General features: G+C 60.3%; 14 protein-coding genes. 10 read left to right on the top strand and 4 right to left on the bottom strand.

Annotated elements, in window-relative coordinates; all coding sequences use genetic code 11:
* Nucleotides 1-56: 56 nt before the first annotated feature.
* The gene (locus ACX80T_RS04400) at nt 57-803 is read left to right on the top strand and encodes an MIP/aquaporin family protein (protein WP_019482797.1); all 747 of its coding nucleotides are present in this window, start codon (nt 57-59) and stop codon (nt 801-803) included.
* A gap of 108 nt (nt 804-911) precedes the next feature.
* Nucleotides 912-2,426, top strand: a complete 1,515-nt coding sequence (gene glpK / locus ACX80T_RS04395) for a glycerol kinase GlpK (RefSeq protein ID WP_459303808.1) — start codon at nt 912-914, stop codon at nt 2,424-2,426.
* Between the two features lie 221 nt (nt 2,427-2,647).
* Here glpK and ACX80T_RS04390 read toward each other — a convergent pair whose 3' ends face one another.
* The 3 genes from ACX80T_RS04390 to ACX80T_RS04380 all read right to left on the bottom strand — a co-directional run bounded on the left by ACX80T_RS04390 (nt 2,648) and on the right by ACX80T_RS04380 (nt 5,410).
* Complete coding sequence (locus ACX80T_RS04390; protein ID WP_459303807.1) at nt 2,648-4,135, bottom strand: HNH endonuclease signature motif containing protein; 1,488 nt, start codon at nt 4,133-4,135, stop codon at nt 2,648-2,650.
* A gap of 172 nt (nt 4,136-4,307) precedes the next feature.
* Nucleotides 4,308-4,868 carry a DUF4352 domain-containing protein gene (locus ACX80T_RS04385; protein ID WP_459303806.1) on the bottom strand — a complete coding sequence of 187 codons (561 nt, stop codon included), beginning with the start codon at nt 4,866-4,868 and terminating at the stop codon, nt 4,308-4,310.
* 206 nt (nt 4,869-5,074) lie between these two features.
* Nucleotides 5,075-5,410, bottom strand: a complete 336-nt coding sequence (locus ACX80T_RS04380; RefSeq protein ID WP_459303805.1) for a DUF3892 domain-containing protein — start codon at nt 5,408-5,410, stop codon at nt 5,075-5,077.
* Between the two features lie 113 nt (nt 5,411-5,523).
* Here ACX80T_RS04380 and ACX80T_RS04375 point away from each other — a divergent pair, with 113 nt between their 5' ends.
* The 3 genes from ACX80T_RS04375 to ACX80T_RS04365 are packed head-to-tail and all read left to right on the top strand — an operon-like array spanning nt 5,524 to nt 10,351.
* Nucleotides 5,524-7,584 (top strand): hypothetical protein, encoded by a 2,061-nt coding sequence (locus ACX80T_RS04375; RefSeq protein ID WP_459303804.1) that lies wholly within the window; start codon nt 5,524-5,526, stop codon nt 7,582-7,584.
* Complete coding sequence (locus ACX80T_RS04370) at nt 7,584-9,191, top strand: class I SAM-dependent DNA methyltransferase (protein WP_459303803.1); 1,608 nt, start codon at nt 7,584-7,586, stop codon at nt 9,189-9,191. Before ACX80T_RS04375 ends, ACX80T_RS04370 begins: the two co-directional genes overlap by 1 nt.
* Entirely contained in the window at nt 9,188-10,351 is a 1,164-nt protein-coding gene (locus ACX80T_RS04365) for a restriction endonuclease subunit S (RefSeq protein ID WP_459303802.1), read from the top strand. Before ACX80T_RS04370 ends, ACX80T_RS04365 begins: the two co-directional genes overlap by 4 nt.
* 305 nt (nt 10,352-10,656) lie before the next feature.
* Here ACX80T_RS04365 and ACX80T_RS04360 read toward each other — a convergent pair whose 3' ends face one another.
* The gene (locus tag ACX80T_RS04360; protein WP_459303801.1) at nt 10,657-11,331 is read right to left on the bottom strand and encodes a TetR/AcrR family transcriptional regulator; all 675 of its coding nucleotides are present in this window, start codon (nt 11,329-11,331) and stop codon (nt 10,657-10,659) included.
* 122 nt (nt 11,332-11,453) lie between these two features.
* Here ACX80T_RS04360 and ACX80T_RS04355 point away from each other — a divergent pair, with 122 nt between their 5' ends.
* From ACX80T_RS04355 to ACX80T_RS04335, 5 genes are all read left to right on the top strand, one after another.
* Nucleotides 11,454-12,494 (top strand): NAD(P)-dependent alcohol dehydrogenase, encoded by a 1,041-nt coding sequence (locus tag ACX80T_RS04355; RefSeq protein WP_459303800.1) that lies wholly within the window; start codon nt 11,454-11,456, stop codon nt 12,492-12,494.
* A 97-nt stretch (nt 12,495-12,591) separates the two neighbouring features.
* Nucleotides 12,592-13,089 (top strand): DUF6326 family protein, encoded by a 498-nt coding sequence (locus ACX80T_RS04350; protein ID WP_459303799.1) that lies wholly within the window; start codon nt 12,592-12,594, stop codon nt 13,087-13,089.
* A gap of 143 nt (nt 13,090-13,232) precedes the next feature.
* A complete protein-coding gene (locus tag ACX80T_RS04345) occupies nt 13,233-16,421 on the top strand; it encodes a type I restriction endonuclease subunit R (protein WP_459303798.1) in 3,189 nt (1,062 codons plus the stop codon).
* Between the two features lie 51 nt (nt 16,422-16,472).
* Nucleotides 16,473-16,685 carry a hypothetical protein gene (locus tag ACX80T_RS04340; protein WP_459303797.1) on the top strand — a complete coding sequence of 71 codons (213 nt, stop codon included), beginning with the start codon at nt 16,473-16,475 and terminating at the stop codon, nt 16,683-16,685.
* Nucleotides 16,686-17,732: 1,047 nt separating this feature from the next.
* Nucleotides 17,733-21,284, top strand: coding sequence for an NACHT domain-containing protein (locus ACX80T_RS04335; protein ID WP_459303796.1), 3,552 nt, complete (start codon nt 17,733-17,735; stop codon nt 21,282-21,284).
* Nucleotides 21,285-21,349: the final 65 nt, after the last annotated feature.

Below are 21,349 nucleotides of genomic sequence, written 5' to 3'. Positions count from 1 at the left end.
GAGAGCCACAGCCGCGGGCTGGGTTCGATAAAAATGAATAATTAAAGGAGTCAAAGATGTCTCTGGAAGCATTCGTTGCCGAAATGTTCGGCACCATGCTGCTGTTGCTGCTGGGTACAGGTGTCGTTGCCAACGTCGCTCTGGCCGGTACCAAGGGCAACAATGGCGGATTTTTGATGGTGAACTTCGGCTGGGGTCTCGGCGTCTTTGCTGGCGTCTATGTGGCGGCCCTATCCGGCGCGCACCTTAACCCCGCCGTTACGGTCGGCCTGCTCGTCAATTCAGATATAGAAGCGCTCGGCCCCGATATCGACAAGACCTTCATCAACGTCCTGCTGTACTTTGCGGCCCAGCTGATTGGTGCCATGATTGGCGCCTTCCTCTGCTGGTTGGCATACAAGCAGCACTTCGACGCTGAGCCCGACCCCGCCAACAAGCTGGGCGTTTTCTCCACCGGACCAGCGATCCGGTCGAATGCCTGGAATGTGATTACCGAAGTCATCGGTACTTTCGTGCTGGTTTTCGTAGTCATTTCGTTTGCTGGCACCCCCTCGGGCCTCGGCCCTCTGGCGGTTGCGCTCCTGGTTGTCGGTATCGGCGCCTCCCTCGGTGGGCCCACCGGCTACGCCATCAACCCTGCACGTGACCTCGGTCCCAGGATCGTTCACGCGTTGCTTCCCATCAAGGGCAAGGGCGGCAGCGACTGGGGTTACGCCTGGGTTCCAGTGGTTGGTCCACTGATCGGTGGCGTTCTCGGCGGCCTGGTCGCCATGCTGGTCACCTTCCCCGCAGTTACCGGATAGCACTGCCCGGCCAGCACACTCGCTGGCTAGCACTCAACCGGCCGGGCGGTCCTCCGACCGTCCGCGCCGGAATTATTCACCGACGGAATACTCAAAGAGGAGCACTACATGTCGAAGTATGTAATTGCGATTGATCAGGGCACTACTTCCAGCCGGGCGATCGTCTTTGATCACAGCGGGGACATTGTGTCCTCCGGCCAGAAGGAACACGAGCAGATTTTCCCCAAGGCCGGCTGGGTCGAGCATGATCCCCTGGAGATCTGGAACAACACCAGGGAGGTCATCGGTAACGCCTTGTCGAAGGCCAACCTGACCCGTCACGATATTGCCGCCGTCGGCATCACCAATCAGCGTGAAACTGCTGTGGTCTGGGACAAGACGACCGGACAGCCGGTCTACAACGCGATTGTCTGGCAGGATACCCGGACCCAGTCGATCGTTGACGAGCTGGCGGCTGACGGGGGAGTGGAGCGGTTCAAGGCGAAGGTCGGGCTGCCGCTGGCCACCTATTTCTCGGGCACCAAGATCAAGTGGATCCTGGACAATGTGGACGGTGCCCGGGCCAAGGCTGAGGCCGGCGATCTGATCTTCGGAAACACCGACTCGTGGGTCACCTGGAACCTCACCGGCGGCACCGACGGCGGCGTGCACATCACCGATGTCACCAACGCCTCGCGGACCATGTTCATGGATCTGGAGACCCTGTCCTGGGACGACGGAATCCTTGAGGCCTTTGGTGTGCCGCGGTCCATGATGCCGGAGATCAAGTCCTCCTCCGAGGTCTATGGGACTGTCCACACCTCCCAGCTGCTCCGCGAGGTGCCGGTTTCCGGCATCCTGGGCGACCAGCAGGCGGCGACGTTCGGTCAGGCGGCGTTCGAGAAGGGCGGCGCCAAGAACACGTACGGCACCGGCAACTTCATGATCGTCAACACCGGTGAGGAGATTGTTCACTCAAAGAATGGTCTGTTGACTACCGTCTGCTACAAGCTCGGCGACGCCAAGGCCGTCTACGCGCTGGAAGGCTCGATCGCTGTGACCGGGTCGCTGATCCAGTGGCTGCGGGACAACCTCGGCATCATCAAGTCGGCTCCCGAGGTGGAGGAGCTTGCCAGAACGGTCGAGGACAACGGTGGGGTCTACATCGTGCCAGCGTTCTCCGGCCTGTTTGCACCGTACTGGCGCGGCGAAGCCCGCGGCGCCATTGTGGGTCTCACCCGATTCGTGAACAAGGGGCACATCGCGCGGGCCGCCCTCGAAGCCACCGCGTTCCAGACCCGCGAGGTGCTGGACGCGGCGAACGCCGATTCGGGAGTGGACATGGAGGATCTGCGGGTCGACGGCGGTATGGTCGCCAACGACGCGCTGATGCAGTTCCAGTCCGACATCCTCGGTATCCCGGTGATCCGGCCGAAGGTCACTGAGACCACCGCGTTGGGCGCAGCCTATGCGGCAGGTCTGGCGGTGGGTTTCTGGAAGGACACCGACGAGTTGGCTACCAACTGGGCCGAGGACAAGCGCTGGACGCCATCCATGGATGCGGGGGAGCGCGATCGCCAGTTGCGGCTCTGGAAGAAGGCTGTCACCCGGACGTTCGACTGGGTTGACGAGGACGTGAAGTAAGCCCTACTTTCACTCCAGGCTTGACCGGAAGGGGCGGTGGCTATCCGAAAGGATGGTCACCGCCCCTTCCGCGTGATCGGCCTGCATGTACCTCACGTTTAGCCGAGCAGTACCTCCGCCGATCAGAACCTCCGCCGAGTAGCTGGCTGTGGCGGGCCGACGGCGTTTTGAGTCTCCAGAGCTAACGCCTCTACGGCACCTTTTCAGCACGGCCGGCGCGGTTAGAACGGTGCCGGGTCCGGTGGCGGCGGTGCCGGTGGTGGGTCCGGCCGTGTGATGTAGGTTTCGCCTGCCGGTGAGATGGCGATGATGGTCCCCGGCTCGGGTTGTCGATAGTGCCAGTAGCCTTCGGATTTGAGCCGGTGGTGACGCTTGCACAAGGCAGCGAGGTTGCCGTAGCTGGTCTTTCCACCGTTGGCCCAGGGTTTTGTATGGTCGAGTTCGCAAAACACTGCCAACCGGTTGCAGCCTGGATGACGACACGTCCGGTCCCGCACTCTGATGCTGTCTCGCAGGTCCTTCGGCACCCGATAGGTGGTGGCATCGGCACCGAGACGTGCCCCGGTAAAGGGGTGGGTGAGGATGCGTGTGAACGACGGCGCATGCCCCGCGAGTTTGCGGGCCAGGTCGGGGTTGATGGGCCCATACCCTTCAAGTTCTCCCGGTACATCCCCGCCAAGGAGGGTCATCACTGGAACAGTGACGAACACCTTCGCCTGAACACCCTGATAGCTAGCTCCACCGGCTTGATCGGCGCTCGGCCCGGAGCTGGTGAGGACGTCAGCAAACACGTCAGCTCGCAACTGGGTGAGGGTCCGGGGCTCATCCGGTCCCTGGAGGTTGCGGGCGGCGGTGTCGACCCGATGGAAGATCCCTGCGGCTTGTTCTACAGGCAGATACGCTTCAAGCCACGCCATCCCGTCATACGCAGGAGTTAGTTGCAGCAACCGACCCTCGACGGCCTTCTTATGCCGAGTGGTGGTGGACTCGGGGTGCAGTTGCTCGCGTAGCCGTCTGGCCTGATAGCAGAACCGACTCACAGTGGTTTTGCACGCCATGTCGACCAGGCGTTTCTCGAATGCCGCCAATACCTCGGGCGCGGCGTCCGGGATACTGGTGGCCTCTTCGACTACGGCCCAGGCATGGCGCCTCGATAGCCTCCCGTCCTCAAGTGCACCCAAAGCCACCCGATAATGCCGGGTCAGGAGTTCACTGTGTTCGATCAGGGCCCCGGCAGTCCGCTCCGGCAAATGCAGGGCGGCTCCAACTTCTGACTCCGTCAGTGTCCGGGCATACCCGAGGCGGCCAGCGGGGCCCATCGATTCGGTGGTCAGGTCAAGGAGGCGAGTGGTGATCTTCGCTTCCTGCGCATCGAGCCAGGACCTCGCCCGGTTGACGTCCCGCAACGCGTCCAACGCCTGAGCCCCGTCCAGCTCACCGACCGCAGTTAACCCCAGCCATCCCGCCAACGCCCGGGTATCCGGCGACGGGGCATCCGGTGAGTCAGGGACGGTGTCAGCCAAGGGAGCCGTCCATATCGCTTCGACACTCAGCGGACCGCCGGGACCGTACCCGGTCGCAGTTCCCGCAGCCGCAGTGGTCCCCGAAGTCCGGGCAGACGTATCCGCGGACCCGCAGTTGGAGGCGGAATCCGCGCCGAATTCGGGAGAGAATCCCGATCCGGTAGAAGAAGCTTTATTGCTTTTCATACCTCCATTCCATCATTCGCCTCTGACAGAATGAGGTGCGTGGGAGGGGGTACGGAAAAGAATTTTGAATTATTTTCGTGGCCCGATCGGAACAGAGCAGACGGCATTGGCTGGCCCCAAAACCAGCTCATCGTTCGGTGCGGGAGCCTTTGGGGACGAGTCATCCTGGAGGTTAGGGGATGACCCATTCCCAGGCGTCTTCGCCCAGATAGGACAACACCAGCGTTCCCTCCAGCGCGGGGACATCGAGGAGAACCGTTCCGGCTGCAGTTTCTCCGGGCCCAATGGATTGCGGCAAAATGGCTGTCTCTGGCATACAGCCGTAGGAGTTGCCAAACAACATGCCGTTGAACGTGGTTCCGTCGGCCTGAATGAACTTCCAAGCCCCAGCGTCAGCGTAGAAGCTGCCGCCGAGTTCGTCCTTCAACTCCGGCTGGGTTTCCACATCGAGTTGAACTGCCAGGTAGTGACCGTTAATCGGCGGCTGAGCGTACTCTTCGGTGCACTGGGTCGGGGCGATCGACGTCACGGTGAAGTCGATGATGTTCGTGCTTCGGTCATTGGTATTGAAGATGCCTGCAGGTTCGCCAATGTCCTTGACCAGGTTGCCCCTGTCGCTCGTCTCCGGCTCTGCTGTTTCCGCCGGCTCAGGGGGCGGTTCGGGGGACTGCGAAGACTCCGTCGGTAGTGCCGATTCCGAGGATTCAGAGGATTCCGAGGACTCCGCAGGCACTACCGGTGATGGTGTGATCGTCGTCGCGGTCCCATCTGCCGCGGTAGTGGGAGCTCCACCTGAACAGCCGGTCAAAGCAACTAAACCGACTGCGCAGAGTGCGATGCGTATTTTCATGTCGATGACTTTCTGAAGAGTGTGTCGATGGTTGGGGAGCGGTTGGAAGCGGCCCCCATGCCGCTTCCAACCGCAGACTGTGGGTTTACTTAGTACTGAGGGAGACTTAGGAGATTATTGGTCTCCCGTCCGTCGCTGACAGTGGTGATGTACTTGGTTCCCAGTCCGCTGGTTCGGACCACCACCGGTGCCTGTGCACCGTTGGTGCTGCGGCTTTGATAGGTCTCAGTGCCAGCCGTAATCTGCTGCACGATCTTCGTCCTGGAGGATTCGGACAGCGGACCTGTAGGGGTATCCGAGTGGTTGACCCGGGAAATGTGCTCGCTTCTTGTACCTGGGCTATCCAAGTGAATCTGGCGAATGTACTTCATGGCAGTCCTTTCATGGGTGGTGATGGTGCCTGTGGGAATGAACGCTACGGTCACTCATTCATCCAGAAGTCGAATAGACGCGATAACCCCTGTTATCAACCGGGCAGGCTGTCCGCAACAACCAACGGGTAGGGTCAGAACGTTGAACCGTTGATTAGGGAGGAGGCATGCCGAATATGACCAAGGCCGATATGTCCCTTGCCGATGTTGCCCGGCTGGCCCAGGTTGCCCGACCAGTGGTCTCCATGTGGCGACGTCGTTATCGTGACGCCGAACTTCCTTTCCCAGCGCCAACCACCAGCCCACCGAGCCACCCGGCATTCGACGCCGCTGAAATTGGTCGATGGCTCCACGACACCGGTCGCGGCAACAACCCCTCCGCGCTCCTTGACGCCGACGCCTTTCGTTCGGGCATAGTTGCTGATCCTGCGGAGACTGATGCGTTGACGGCCCTCCTGTGTCTGAAGGTTCTCAGCGGGAGGCGACTGAGCGGACTGTCCGCCGTCGAACTGCTGGATTTAGCTGACGACTACGACCCGGATAACCACAGCCTCTATCGCGAAATGGAAGCGACGGGCGACCAGCTTGCCTTCCTCGCAGCGACCGCAGAGGCGCTGGCCGACGCAGCCTACAGCCCGGCGGCGGCCTTCGACCTGCTGCTCACGTCCCAGCGGAGGCTCGGGCTGCAGGGCGGAGAGATCCACCAAGATGCCGTCAGCCTGGTGGCTGCCGCGGCAGTCGCGCTGCTCAATCGGCACGATGGATCAATGCTGGTTGTGGATCACTCGCCAGGAAGCACCGACACTCTCCTGAAGCTGGGTGAGGGTGACGGGACGGTGCGATGCGTCCTCGCCTGGGAGGGGTTCGACTCGGCAGTATCTCGGCGTGGTTTGCGTCGTCTCCTTACTCACGGCCTGGCGCTTGAGACAGCGGACGACGACGCCGGCCCCGTGGGCGAGCAGGATTCAGCACTGCATCTGGCCCAGTTTCCTCACGCCGAGAACCAGGACCCGGACGACGTCGCGATCCTGAACGTCGTCGACAGGATCTGTCTGCGGCTCACCGATGATGACCGCGCTGTGGCACTTGGTCCCGCGAGCGCGCTCTGTGATGCGTTGGGTGTGGACGGCGCGGCAGGGGAGAGCGAAGCTATCCGGTCAGCCACTTTGCGCACGGGGCGGCTGCGCGCCGTCGTCCGCTTGCCTCAAGGTTTGCTCACCTCGAAGCCCCGCCAGGCGATGGCCCTGTGGGTACTCGGCCCCGCACACGCCGAGGTGGCATTGGCCGATCGGTGGACGATGGTGTCTGACCTCTCCGGAACCTCACTGTCCACCACGGACATCGAAGATCTGATCAGCGACCTCGCCGCTGCAATGGGCAACCAACGATCGGTGGAGAAGCATTCATTTCGGTTCGCGCGGCTCGTGAGGACGTCGTCGTTGCTCGCGGCACGCGGCTCACTGGTTCGGGTTCGGCCACTTCCACGCAACAGGACCGCTCAACCAGCTGACGCGGTGCTAGACATCGAAAATCTCCTGTCATCACTCCAACAGCCGCAAACCGTTCGGGGTCTGGATATGCGGGTAATCCCAACGCCGACCCCGGAGAGCCCGGTGGGGAGGGTTCTCGGAGACCTGGCCGACGCCGGCGCGGTCGCCTACCTCCCCGGGAACCGGATCGATGCGGCGGACCTTCACGCTGGTGACCCGAATGCGCCCGGTGCCATCACAGTGATCACCGCCGGGTCGCTCCTCGACGGGGATCCACCAGCGGTGATGGATCGGTTCAGGTTCGCTGCACACTACCCGGCCGGCCGACTCACCGAGCCGGGCGACGTCGTCTTCTGCACGGGGCCGCGGCCCGTTGCTCTGGTGGATCCCGACGGCGCCGCCGTCGTCGCGTACCCGGCCCGCATCCTCCGGATTATTGATGGAGGATCACCCCGAAGAGGTCAGCCGGGACTGGTAGCGAGGCTGCTTGCCGAAGACATCAACAGCCAGGCGCCGACAGCACGGAGGTGGAGGTCGTGGACAGTCCGCGCGGTCGACGTCGACCAGCGGGATCTTCTCAGGCGCACGCTCGACGCCGTCGACCAGGAGCGGCTCGCCGCGCTCCAACGCGTCAATCAACTCAACCAACTCGCTACGCTGATCATGGACGGCGTAGCCAGCAACACCGTGACCCTCGGCGAAAACACCCCCGCCGCCCCGATGGAAGGAACGCCCTAGTGCCCCCGAAAGTAAAGGTAGACGCCCTGCCGTCCACCATGAAGGAACTCAAGGACACCCTGTGGAAGGCCGCAGACAAGCTGCGTGGCTCCATGGACGCGTCCCAGTACAAGGATGTGATCCTGGGCCTGGTGTTCCTGAAGTACGTTTCGGACGCGTTCGACGAACGCCGGGAGCAGATCCGGGTTGAACTTGCCGCTGACGGGTTCGGCGACGAGCAGATCGCGCAGATGATCGACGACGTCGACGAGTACACCGGGCGGGGCGTCTTCTGGGTGCCGACGCAGGCTCGCTGGACCTATCTGGCCCAGAACGCCAAGGGGACGCAGGCAGCAGCCGGCGAAGCGGCCAAGACCATTGGCGAGCTGATCGACGACGCGATGGACGCCGTGATGGGCGCCAACCCGTCGCTCGCGGCAACGCTGCCGCGGATCTTCAACCGGGACAACATCGACCAGCGCCGTCTCGGTGAACTGCTGGACCTCTTCAACTCCGCGCGGTTCACCGGACAGGGTGCTAAGAAGGCGCGAGACCTCCTCGGGGAGGTCTATGAGTACTTCCTGGAGAAGTTTGCGAAGGCCGAAGGGAAGCGGGGCGGGGAGTTCTATACGCCGGCCGACGTCGTCCGCGTGCTCGTCGAGGTACTGGAGCCCGATCACGGGCGCGTCTATGACCCGTGCTGTGGGTCGGGTGGCATGTTTGTGCAGACGGAGAAGTTCCTCGAGTCGCACAACAAGGAGGGCTCGAGCATCTCCGTCTACGGGCAAGAGCTGAACGAGCGCACCTGGCGGATGGCGAAGATGAACCTCGCTATTCACGGGCTCAACGGCAACCTGGCCAGCCGCTGGGGTGACACGTTCGCACGTGACCAGCACCCGGATTTGCAGGCCGATTTCATCATGGCGAACCCGCCCTTCAACATCAAGGACTGGGCCCGGTCTGAAAGTGACCCCCGCTGGAAGTACGGCGTCCCGCCGGCGGGCAATGCCAACTACGCGTGGATCCAGCACATCATCTCGAAGCTCGCACCGGGTGGCAGTGCCGGTGTGGTGATGGCCAACGGGTCCATGTCGTCGAATTCCGGCGGCGAAGGCGACATCCGCGCGCAGTTGGTGGAGGCCGATCTGGTGGCCTGCATGGTCGCCCTGCCCACCCAGCTGTTCCGCAGCACCGGCATCCCGGTGTGTCTGTGGTTCTTCGCCAAGGACAAGTCGTCGGGAGCCGTCGACCGGTCGGGTGAGGTGCTGTTCATCGATGCGCGGAACCTGGGCTACATGGTGGACCGGGCCGAGCGCGCACTGGCGGACGAGGACATCGCGAAGATCGCCGAGACCTATCACGCGTGGCGCGGGTCAGCGTCCGCGCAGGGGTCGGGCATCGAGTACGACGACATCGCGGGGTTCTGCAGGTCCGTGCCGTTGACGGAGATCAAGGCGGCTGATTACGCCCTGACGCCGGGCCGGTATGTCGGAGCGGCCGACGTCGAAGACGACGGGGAGCCGATCGAGGAGAAGATCGCCCGGCTGTCAGCCGAGTTGTTTGAACAGTTCGCTGAGTCGGAGCGGCTTGCCGCAGTTGTGCGGCAGCAACTGGGACGGGTCTCGTGAGCATTGGGCCGACCATCGAGGAAGTGTGTTCTCAAATTGTTGACTGTGAACACAAGACCGCGCCGATAGATCCCAATGGCGAATATTTCGCGGTAGGGACCCCCGCGATGAGGGGGAATGCGATCAACTATGCGGAGTCGCGAAAGATATCACGAGACACCTTTCACCTCTGGACACGACGCATGGTTCCTCGACCCGGCGATCTACTTTTCGCGCGTGAAGCGCCCGTTGGGCCGTTGGTACTTATTCCTGATACTGGAAACGTCGCGCCGGGACAGCGCACAATGCTACTTCGCCCAGATGCCGAGAAAATCGACGGCACCTTCCTCTTTTATCTGCTGACTTCACCCCGCCAGCAAGAGCTGTTGCTGTCCAAAGCAACCGGATCGACCGTCGCTCATCTTAACGTTGCTGATGTACGCTCATTTGTTCTTCCCGAGCTTCCACTACTCGCAGAGCAGCGGGCGATTGCGGAGGTGTTGGGTGCGCTCGACGACAAGATCGCCGCAAACGCCAAACTCATTGAAACCCTTGATCTGCTTGCTCGTGCCCTCACGAAGCGAGCAATTGAGCCCGGTGTGTGGCAACCACTCTCTACGATCGCCCTGATAACTATGGGGTCGTCTCCTGCGGGAACCAGCTTCAATGAAGCTCACAGTGGCGTTGTCTTTTATCAAGGGGTCAGAGATTTCGGCGTGAGATTTCCGGCCAATCGCGTATGGACGACAAGTCCATCCAGATTCGCGAAGACGGGAGACACCTTGCTGAGTGTTCGCGCACCCGTTGGGCGTGCCAATCTCGCGAAGGAAGAGACGTGTATAGGCCGCGGTTTGGCATCTGTTCGTTCGCGATTCGAAAGACCTTTCACACTCTTTCACCAATTAAAGGACATTCCTGAGGCGTGGGCACCGTTTGAGGCTGAGGGGACTGTGTTTGGCTCCATCAACAGAAACCAGCTGGAATCTTTAGCGGTACCTGTGATCCAGTCCAAAGTGGAGGTAGAACTGGAGATCAGACTCGAATCGATTGAGGGGTCGATATCGGGAGCCTTAGACGAAAACATTACCCTCGTAACAACCCGCGATGCCCTCCTTCCGCAGCTCATGTCCGGGAAGCTGCGGGTCAAAGAAGCCGAAATGCTGGTCGAGGAACTGGTCTAGAGCTATCGGTTCCGCTGGATACGGTCGAAGTGAAGTCGCCCCATCCAGGGGAAAGCAGCAGAGACGCCAACCTCAAATAACCGGTTAGGAATGGATGTCGGCCATGAGTGAGCTCTCGTCCGGCGAACTCCAATAAACACCCGCTTCAAAGGGCTGGAATTCGCGCCGGTCCTACTCCGCAGGGCTGGCAGGAGTCTCGATCTGGTCGAAGGCCGCGGTGAGTCCGGCAGCGCCCACCACTACAACACGGCGGTTACGGATCGGAGGTGCGGTGCCCAGGGCCACTCGACGGTCCGTGAGGGTCGCTATGCGGAGGCCCTCAGCGGCTCGAGGGCGGCCAGGGCGAGATCGAGGCCGAAGATGAACTCCTCCGCGGGATCGTAGCCGGCAGCGACAAGCGCCCCGGCCGATTCGTTGAGGTAGGGGAACTCGCCTGTAGGAAGCTGAGGCAGGTAGACCTCCTCGGCCATGTCCGCGAACTCATCGGCTGTATCGAACGGCAGGTTGGCTTCCTGCAGGGCATAACCGTAGACCAGGCTGTCGAGCAACCAGTTGGCGTGCGTCGCCATCAGAACCGAGAAGCCAGCCCTCCGCAGGCAGGCGGTGACCGCCTCGCGGTGACGGAGGTGCGCCGCCCCCGGTGCTGTCCGCGAGTCCAGCAGGCCAATCGCCCACGGGTGGCGCGCGAGAACCTGACGGGCGGATATCGAACGCCGTCGCATCGCCGACTGCCAGTCGGTCTCCTCGGGCGGTAGCTCAATCTCCTCGAACACGACGTCGATCATGGCGTCCAGCAACTGTTCCTTGCTCGCCACATAGTGGTAGAGCGACATCGCGCCCGCACCAAGCTCGCGAGCCAGCCGACGCATGCTCAGCCCTTCGACCCCCTCGCGATCGGCGAGTCGGATCGCCTCGATCACCACCCGCTGCTTGGTCAGCCCCGCGTCTGCAGCGACCTGACCTTGTTCCCCAGCAGCCACAATTTCCTCGCTCTCTCAAAATGCTTGACAGCAGTACAGCGTAGGTTCACACTCTATCGTACAACGTACGTCGTACGCTGTACGGGCGGCGAAAGTCGTTGCTCGGACGCAAGGAGGCTTCTGTGAAAAACGAACAGCGATCGAATACCGGAGCACCCCTGTCGCCGGGGGCGAGTCTGGGCGGGGCGGCGACTATGCGGGCCGCTGTCCAGCACCGCTACGGCCCGCCCTCAGTGCTCGAGGTGTCCGACGTCGGGCGACCGCTACCCGGTCGAGGCGAGGTGCTCGTCCAGGTAGGCGCGGCCTCGGTGCACCCCGGCGACTACTTCGTTATGACCGGCGAGCCGTTCATGGTGCGCCTGGTGTACGGGCTCCGCCGGCCGCGCCATGGCACGCCCGGCATGGACCTCGCAGGAGTGGTGGCAGCGGTAGGCAAAGACGTCACCACTCTCCGTCCCGGCGACAAGGTGTTCGGCTGGAGCACCGCTGGAGCACTCGCGGAGTACGCCTGCGTCCCGGCGCGCAACCTCGTGCCCGTGCCCGCCAACCTGTCCCTCGTGGACGCGGCAGCCGTGCCCACTTCGGCCATGACGGCATTGCAGGCATTGCACAAAATCGCAAACGTTCGACCGGGCCAGACGGTGCTGGTCACGGGCGCGTCAGGCGGCGTGGGCTCCTTCGCCGTACAGATCGCCACGGCGCTGGGTGCCGAGGTGACGGGTGTGTGCAGCACCCGCAACGTCGACCTGGTCCGGTCACTCGGTGCCGACCACGTCATTGACTACACGAGGACCGACTTCACCCAAGCCGGGAAGCGTTACGACGTCATCCTCGACAACGTGGAAGCCCAGCCCCTGGCGGCTGTCCGCCAGGCGCTGACGGCCACCGGCACCCTGATCCCCAACAGCGGACGCGGCGGCCGCTGGTTCGGCCCCCTCGGTCGGATCGTCAAAGCCCGTATGCTGTCCGGTTTCACCCGTCAGCGGTTGAGGCCCTTCACGTCGATCGGGAAGCGCCAGGACCTGCTCACCCTTGCCGAGTTGCTCACGACCGGGCAGGTCAGGCCCGTCATCGACCGCACCTACCCCCTCGACGAAGCGGCCGATGCCCTGCGCTACGTCGGAGCCGGCCACACCCGAGGGAAGGTCGTGATCACCGTCTGACGACCTTCACCGACGAGAACGACCCACCCCATGCGTATGCACGCCCAGACCTGCCGCCACTCCGGCGACCGGACCGCTCCAATCGAAAGAAAGACCAATGCCCCTCCGAACGAAAACCCCGAAACTGCTCGACACCCCGCGAATCCCCGTGCAGGCCAAGCTCGCGGCCGCCTGGACCAGCTTCATGTTCCTCGTCATTTACATCGACTACTTCCACCTCTATCAGCCCGGCGAAATTGATGTAATCCGGAGTGGCGAGATCTTTGTCTTCGACATCACCGGGACATTGGTTTCCATTTTTTTCGTGATCATAGCGATCCCGAGCCTGATGGTGCTGCTCTCGATGACGCTGCCCGCCCGGGCGAACCGCGCCACGAACCTCGTCGTTGCCTTGCTTTTCATTCCCCTCTCCATCTTCAACGCGGCAGGGGCAACCTGGGACTGGGCCTTTTACTACGGCCTCACCATCGGAGTCGAGCTGCTGATCCTGGCCTTCATCCTTCGCTCCGCCTGGACCTGGCCCCGCACCGCACCGTCGACAACCATGCCGACCAGCTCGGACCGGGAAGCCGTTCGCGCCCAGCAGCAAGCGTGAACCCAAGTGGATCTACCCGGCGGTAGGGGCATTCAATGGCCCCAACCGCCGGGTCAGGAACGCCGAACCGCCTCTGTCACAAGGTCGAACCGGTGCAACACCTAGACTGAAGCCAGTGATCGGCAACACACTGGGGGAATAGCATGACAGCAGTAACAGGTCTCAGCGAAGCGCTCTGGGAGGGCCTCGCCATGGAACAGCTGGCCGAACTCGGCTGGCGACCAGGCACCGGCGAGTCCATCGCACCCGGATCGGGGGAGCGCGACACCTGGGATGACCTGCTCATCCGACCCCGGTTGCTCGCAGCGTTGCGGAAATTCAACCCCACCGTGCCGCAGCAGTACCTGCAGCAGGCCGTCGCCGAGATCACCGCCCCCAAGTCGACCGATGCCATCACCGAAAACCACCGCATCCACACCTATCTGACCGACGGCTTCCGCGGCATCAGCTACATCGACACCGACGGTACCGAGCACAATCCCACCCTCCGCGTCCTGAGTGCCGTCGCCGACGACAACGACTGGCTCGCCGTCAACCAGGTCACCCTCCGCCAGGGAGACTACAAACGTCGCTTCGACGTCGTGCTCTACTGCAACGGCATGCCGGTCAGCGTGATCGAACTCAAGAGGGCCGGGAGCCGCTCGGCCGATGTGCCCGCCGCGCACGCCCAGCTGCAGACCTACCTGCGCGAATTCCCGCTCGCCTTCCGCTTCTGCGTCTTCACCCTCGCCTCCGACGGGATCCTCGCCAAGTACGGCACGCCGTTCACCCCGTTGAACCACTTCTCACCGTGGAATGTCGACGACGACGGCGAACCAGTGGCGCGTGACGCCCTCGTCGACGGCGAGCCGGTCACCGAACTGGAGCCGGCCCTCGACGGCCTCTACAGCCTTGAACGGTTTGTCCAGCTGGCCCGCAACTTCACCGCCTTCGACGAGAACGCTGACGGGCTGAGTAAGCGCATCGCCAAGCCCCACCAGTACTTCGCCGTGTCCAAGGCCGTCGGCAGCACCGTCCTGGCGGTCGCGAGCAACGGCAAGGCCGGCGTCGTCTGGCACACCCAGGGCTCAGGCAAGTCCATGGAAATGGAGCTCTACACCAACCAGGTCACCCGGCACCCGAAACTCCTGAACCCCACCATCGTGGTGATCACCGACCGCAATGAACTCGACGGCCAGCTGTACGAAACCTTCGCGCAAAGCCTCCTGCTCCCGGAGAAACCACGGCAGATCCGCCGCCGGGCCGAACTGCGTGAGGAACTCGCCAGTCGAACCACCGGCGGCATCTACTTCACCACCCTGCAGAAGTTCGGCCGCAGCCAGGAGGAGAAGGACGCCGGCATGGACCACCCGTTGCTCTCGGACCGGCGGAACATCATTGTGATCGTCGACGAAGCGCACCGCAGCCACTACGACGACCTCGACGGGTACGCCCGCCACCTCCGCGATGCTCTGCCGCGGGCCACCCTGATCGCGTTTACCGGGACACCTATTTCCTTTGACGACCGGAACACGCGTGACGTGTTCGGCGAGTACATCGACATTTACGACCTGAGCCGGGCGGTCGACGACGGCGCCACCGTTCCCGTGTATTTCGAACCACGGCTGATTAAGGTGGCACTGGCCCAGGACGTCACCGAGGAAACCCTTGACCAGGCGGCCGATGACATCACCCGGAGCCTCGACGACACCGAGCGGGCACGGATCGAGGCGAGTGTCGCCGTCGTGAACGCCGTCTACGGGGCACCGCAGCGCATCGCCGCCCTCGCGGAGGACCTCGTGACGCACTGGGAGAATCGCTCGGGCAAGATGCGCCAGTTCATCGAGTCGCCCGGCAAGGCCATGATTGTCGGCGGCACCCGGGAGATCTGCGCCAACCTGTATGCGGCAATCATTGCGCTGCGCCCCGACTGGCACTCGGCTGACCTCGACAAGGGCAAAATCAAGGTGGTGTACTCCGGGACGCCGTCCGACCTTCCACCGGTGGTTGACCATGTGCGCCGGGACTCGTTGAACGCGACCATCAAGGAGCGCCTGCGGAATGTCGACGACGAACTCGAGATAGTGATCGTCAAAGACATGATGCTCACCGGGTACGACTCGCCGCCGCTGCACACGCTGTACCTGGACCGGCCGCTGAAGGGAGCCCTGCTGATGCAGACGCTCGCCCGGGTGAACCGCACCTTCCGCGGCAAGCAGGACGGGCTCTTGGTGGCGTATGCGCCGCTGGCCGACAATCTGGCCAAGGCCCTGGCTGAGTACTCCAAGACCGACCAGCAGAACAAGCCGATCGGCAAGAACATTGACGAGGCGGTGGAGCTCACCAAGTCCCTGGTGGAAATGCTGCGCGAGATGCTCGCCGGGTTCGACTGGCGCGCCGTCTACCGTGCGGGCACCCCCAAGGCCTTCAAGAACGCTGTCACCGGCTCGGTCAACTACCTGCGCAGCGCGTTGACACCGGGCAACCAGCCCGACGACGGCGCTGAGACCCTCGCGGAACGGTACCGGAAGGCCTCGAGTCAGCTGTCCCGAGCCTGGGCCCTGTGTTCGGGGGCCCAGAACCTGGCCGAACTCCGCCCGGAGATCCAGGTCTACGAGGAAATCCGCGTCTACATGGCGAAGTTCGACGCCGCTGACCGGCAGGCCCGGGGGGAGCCGGTGCCCGAGGATATCGCGAGGCTGCTCGGGGATCTGATCGCGACGTCGACCTCCACCGGGGACATCCTCGACATCTATGAGGCCGCAGGGATGCCGAAACCATCCCTGGGCGACCTGACGCCCGAGTTCATCGCGAAGACGCAGCAGGCCCGGAATCCGCAGCTCGCCATCGAGGCGCTGCGGAAGCTGGTGGCCGAGGAGTCGGCGAAGACCACCCGCAACAATGTGATCCGCGAGCGTGCCTTCTCGGAACGCATCACCGAACTGATGAACCGGTACACGAACCAGCAACTCACTTCAGCGGAGGTGATTGCCGAGCTGGTTGCGCTGGCAAAGGAAGTTGCTGCCGAGGCAGCCCGCGGCGCGAAGTTCTCTCCACCGCTCAACGAGGACGAACTGGCGTTCTACGACGCCGTGGCGCAAAACGAGTCTGCGGTCGAGGTGCAGGGGGAGGGGATCCTGGGACAGATCGCCCGCGACCTCGTGGCAGTGATGCAACGTGACGTGCGGACCGACTGGACCGTGCGCGACGACGTCCGGGCGAAGCTACGGTCCTCGATCAAACGGTTGCTCGTGAAGAACGGTTATCCACCCGACAAGCAACCGGCCGCCATCAAGTTGGTCATGGAGCAGATGGAGTCCATGGCACCGCGCTACGCGGAAGCCCGGGGCTAGGCTGCGATGGCTAGAACACATTCCTACTGATGACTGATAGCGAGGCCAGACATGGTTCCAGGTAAACAGGTCCGACTTTTCCTGACCGATGGTATGCCGGGCGGACTCCTGAGGGCCGAAATCATGAACTGGCCTGGACAGATTATCGCCGGATCTCGGTCGGACCTAGCATCACTTCTCGCCCGGCCAGAGTCCGGGAAGACCGGGGTGTACTCTCTGACCGGAGTGGACGAGGCCGACCCCATCAACAATCGCATCAGCTAGATTGCTCCTGACACCGGAATGAGCCGCGCCCAGGGTAAGGACCTTTTCGTTGCCCAACTTGACCGAACCGCCGGGGTAACCCCGTGTGCGAGAGACCGTCCGGGTGGCCAAACCGATGAGTCGTGATGGTGACCGCTAATTGTGCAGGATCGGAAGCATTTCTATCTGATCCGGCACCGTCACAGGCGCGGCGTAAATCGTCACTGCAGGGTCACTGTCGGTGGGTGTGCACAGTTCCGGGTCGCAAGCGCCGATCAGCCGAGTTAGGCTCAGGGCAGCTGTAAGGACATGTATGAGCCACGTGGTCTAGTCGTTCACCGCATACTGCTGATCGTGCGCCGACAGGCCAACGGTTGCCGTGGGCGGCAGTAGTCACCAACGAAACTCGAACCGTAGCGCCCGCAGGCAGTCTTGCGGCTACCACCCGCACGAAAGCGGCCAAGATGCCTGCTTCTTTGGGCCAGACGGTAACAGTACCGGGAACGTAACGGAACTCGTTATGCTCCACCTCAAACCCGACAAGTCGCGGTGGGCCCCGTCGGATTTCGCCATGAGAGAGAATCTTATCGACTGCGCATCGGTGGTCTTTTGTAAGTATCGGTACCCGTGGGTCCGGAAATGCAGCACGGAGTCGATCGCTGATCTTGAGTCTCGAGCGCTGTAGAAGAAGGGTTCTCACGAAACCCGTCGGCTTCGCCTGGCGTGGAGCAGCTCTGCGATAGTGATCCGCGCAGTTTTCCGACAGAAGCGTGCAGAGATGACCGGGGGTTTTGTCGAAGGATCGGCGGGGGCTTTTTGGCCACCCTGCTCGAGATTGTGAGCGCATACTAGGTCCGTCATCTGGCTGGATACCCCTGGGCTCGGTGCAGGCCTTCACAAGCTGTAGCGGGTTTAGGACCAAGACCGGTCGAACAATAGGAAAACGGTGAAAAAATCCAACATCAATCAAGGGTTCCATGAGCGCGGGCGGAATCAACCACGCGCAAGGCTCGGATTATTTTCCCGCGTGTCGACGGTAGGGGTGTATCCCTGTGGCATCATGCTTTCATGAGCACGTCACAGACAACGACGGTAGCAAAAGCAGTCTCGAACCTTCTGGGGCGCCTTTTCGGGATTGAAGCTGTAACTGGAACTGTTGGAGATGCGGTCGACGTCTGGGCGGCATACCGGTCCAGGGACACCGCTGGAGAGTATTTGTCTAAAGCATCGAAAGATCTTCTTTCGACTGCACTAATGGCGGACTTACAACACGAATGTCCTGGGCTGGATGAGGGAGACATCATGTCCGCGTGCCATGCAGTCAGAGATGTGATTGATGTGGCGTCGGACGACGACAAGTTTGTGTCAATTCTGACAAATCCCGGTGACTTTGCTAGAAGGGTGTCAGAGACACGCGATTGGAAGCAAAAGCTGGTTCTGATGTCCGATTCAGGGGCGCACGCTAGCCGCGTCTTGTTGGATCGGAGTTGCCTAGAAGTCGCCCTACAGATCCAGAGGAATCCTGACTTCGCGAATAGAGCACTTCGAATAACCCTCAACTACCTACAAACTGCATCAGGGGACGTTGCGGCGACTCTTCAAAAAGGTGAAGCTGATAAATATAAAATCAAAAAAGACTTCTACATTTTCACAAAATACTATAATTCTATAATTATTCGTCTACTTGACGAGGTTCGAGTATATGGATTTGATGTGGACCCATTACCTCAAACGTATAGATTCTCCAACACCTTCGTTGCGCCGACGCTATTGCTGGTCCGTGACATGGGAGCCCCAATCAAGCGAACAGCCCAAGAAGCACTTGACGAAAGTGATTTCCTCACTATTCTCGGAGAGCCCGGGCACGGAAAGACTTCACTTGCCAAATGGATCATCATGGAGCAAGCACGCCACAACCTTCTCTGTAACGATACATCAGACATGTTGGTTCCCTTTTTTGTCGAACTTGGATCGAATAGCGAAAACCTTAGCGTTCACGACTTAGGTGAACCGTATATCGGTGCACTTCCAATGGACAGGCCGGATGGGTGGGCGTCGGACCTTGTTCAAGCTGGCAAGGCGCTAATCGTTGTCGATGGACTTGACCAAATAGGGGCGCCCCAGCGAAGCCGAGTACTTGTTTGGCTGCAGGAACTCAACGAAAAGTATGCCCGTCGGGGATTGAAAATTGTATTGACTCTCCGTTCGTCCTTGGTCAGCCACGACCAGAGTCCAATTACCGGGAGTTTGTATCATCTGCACCCAGTGGCTGACGTCACCTTCCTAGGCCAACTAGTTTCACGTTGGCACTCGGCAGCCACCCACTCGGTCGACCGAAATCGAAGTGTGAGCGCGTTGGAGCTAATTTGCCAAATAGAAGAAGACGTGGTTCTTCGGATCCTCGCCCAGAATCCTATGGTTTGCATCGCAGTCTGCTCAGTAATGCAAGGACGACTTCTCAGACTCAATCTCCCTGAACTACTTGACGACCTACTTGCCATGTTCCTTGCTAGGCGCGACATGGAGCGTAACCACAGCTTAGCTATACTCGGACTGAACCAATCAAGATCGCTAGTCCAGGCCTTGGCAAACCAGTGTTTCCGGGCTGGGAACTTCCAACAAACACGCTCGGCTGTTCGAAAATTAGTCTCCCAATTTGCCGCTCAACCGGGAAACGAAAACTTGCAAGACTACCGAGAAGGTGAAATTCTCGACTCGCTTATAGAACGTACTGGAATATTGAAGTCTCTCGCCAACGGAGATGTGGCCTTTTCAACCCCCGTTATTTCTGAGTATCTAGCTGGTTGCTTCTACTCCTCAAATGACTTCGAGAACGAACTAGTCGCAAGTACCAGTTTGGACCAGTGGATGGAGGTGATGCGTTGGTGTCTCTTGAAACTCCCCCCTAGAAGACGAAACAATTCTGCAGGTGCGCTTCTTGAATTGTTGCCGTATCAGGACAGGACCCAGGCGATAGCAATACTTGCCGCGTTGAAATGTGTATCGCTGGTTTGCGAATTAGATATTTCACTTTCTGAGACCATAAATAAAAGCTTCGATGAATACGTCGATCCAAGCGACCCGGAAAACTACTCTCTTTTTGTTTCGATCGGAGACGCAGGGGTCGATTCGATCGGAAAATCGATAGAGAGGGAATCACTGCCCGAGGCCCGTCGCTTACTTATAGGCTTGTTGATAGATACCCCAGGTACGCGGGCGCTTGAATTGCTAAGTGGACTCCCCGTAGCGGATATTATTCTTTACCGAAACATGATCCTGAGTGGGTGGCGAGGGAGGAACATCGAGTCCTATGCGAAAGCTCTATTTTCTAAACCGTTGAAACCTGGCGAGTCTTTTTTGGTGGTCATTCGAAACGAACGGCAGTTATCCAGTACGGTTTTTATCCACGAAACGTTTGACCTAGTATTCGAACTGGATGATGGAGTATTCGATTGGGATTCAATTAGAAAACTGGATCGGCGAGTTCGTCGTGCCACGCTTCGAAACTTTGGTTCAGAAGACCTTCGATCGTTTTTATCACGTTTCCGTTTTATTGATTCTTTAGTAATTATCAACTCAGCCACACTGCCGCCTTTAGATTTGGTTTTTCACACCAAGAGTCTTCGCATCACCTCGGCAAAGGATACTGAATGTCAGATCGCCATTGGCTTTCTGGCTTGTTTTGCCGAGCTTGAGAAACTTTCGATTGGGGGCGACGTTCGCCTTGTAGGTAGTGCTGTCCTCCGGGATTTTCCTCGGCTGAGTGTTTTGGAACTATGTGACGCAGATTTCCTCGATATCGCAGTATTTTCTCCTTTGGTAATCAAAACCTTGATTCTGCGAGACTGGCCTTATGTCGATTTGACTAGGATTGCGCCGCTGACATCCGTTGAAGAGTTAATGATTTTCCATTCTCCACTCCTCGAGGATATTTCCGCCGTAGTCAACCTTGATCTATTGAACGTTCTTTATATTATTGGTTGTCCGAATTTCGAAGGTGTTGTTAGTATGGACGCCAGGATGGACATCAATGATGCTACTTTCGATTCAGGTTATCCGAGTGCATATGTTCCAGATACTCCTTTTGGAGTCGATAACGAGAGTATTTATGGAATTGCCGATGTCGATGATAAGGTCGAGGATGCGATTTGGTGGTGCAATCAGCAGGATGAAACTATTGAATCGGAGAAGGTTAGAAGCCGTGATTCTTTTGATGACATTCCTATTGGCCGGCTTGCGGTTGACGACGTAAGTGAAACAGATTTTGAGCGATCTCCGTTGTACGGAGGGTCCCGAGCCGAGGAGCATCGCGTTGCTGATTTGTCTCGTGATGCCGAGCTGTTCTCAACGACTTTTAAGAAGATTGCTGCTATCTGCGCAGATTCCTCCGCTCAGAATGCTGGACGTGCCGCAGAGCTTCGTGATCTGGCGGAGCATATAGCGGTTATATTTGACGAGTTTGTTGAAAATCCCATCCTCACACTGCCGTATCCGGCCGAACTGGACGAGTTTGCGAGCAAGGCGAGGGCAGCCCCTGCGGGGCTGCCCTCGGCGATAAGAAGCGTATTGGACAGTACGGGTGACTCGGGAGTTCGTGCATGGGCATCAGTGCACGTCTAGCCGTGGTGCGGGTCCAAGCAGATGTATATGCGAGGATTCCCGGACCGGAAGGGGCTCTGTTTCAT

The sequence above is a fragment of the Arthrobacter sp. Sr33 genome (genome assembly GCF_054511195.1).
The sequence above is the reverse complement of the archived record's forward strand: the minus strand, read 5'-3'. Positions and strand labels throughout refer to the sequence as shown.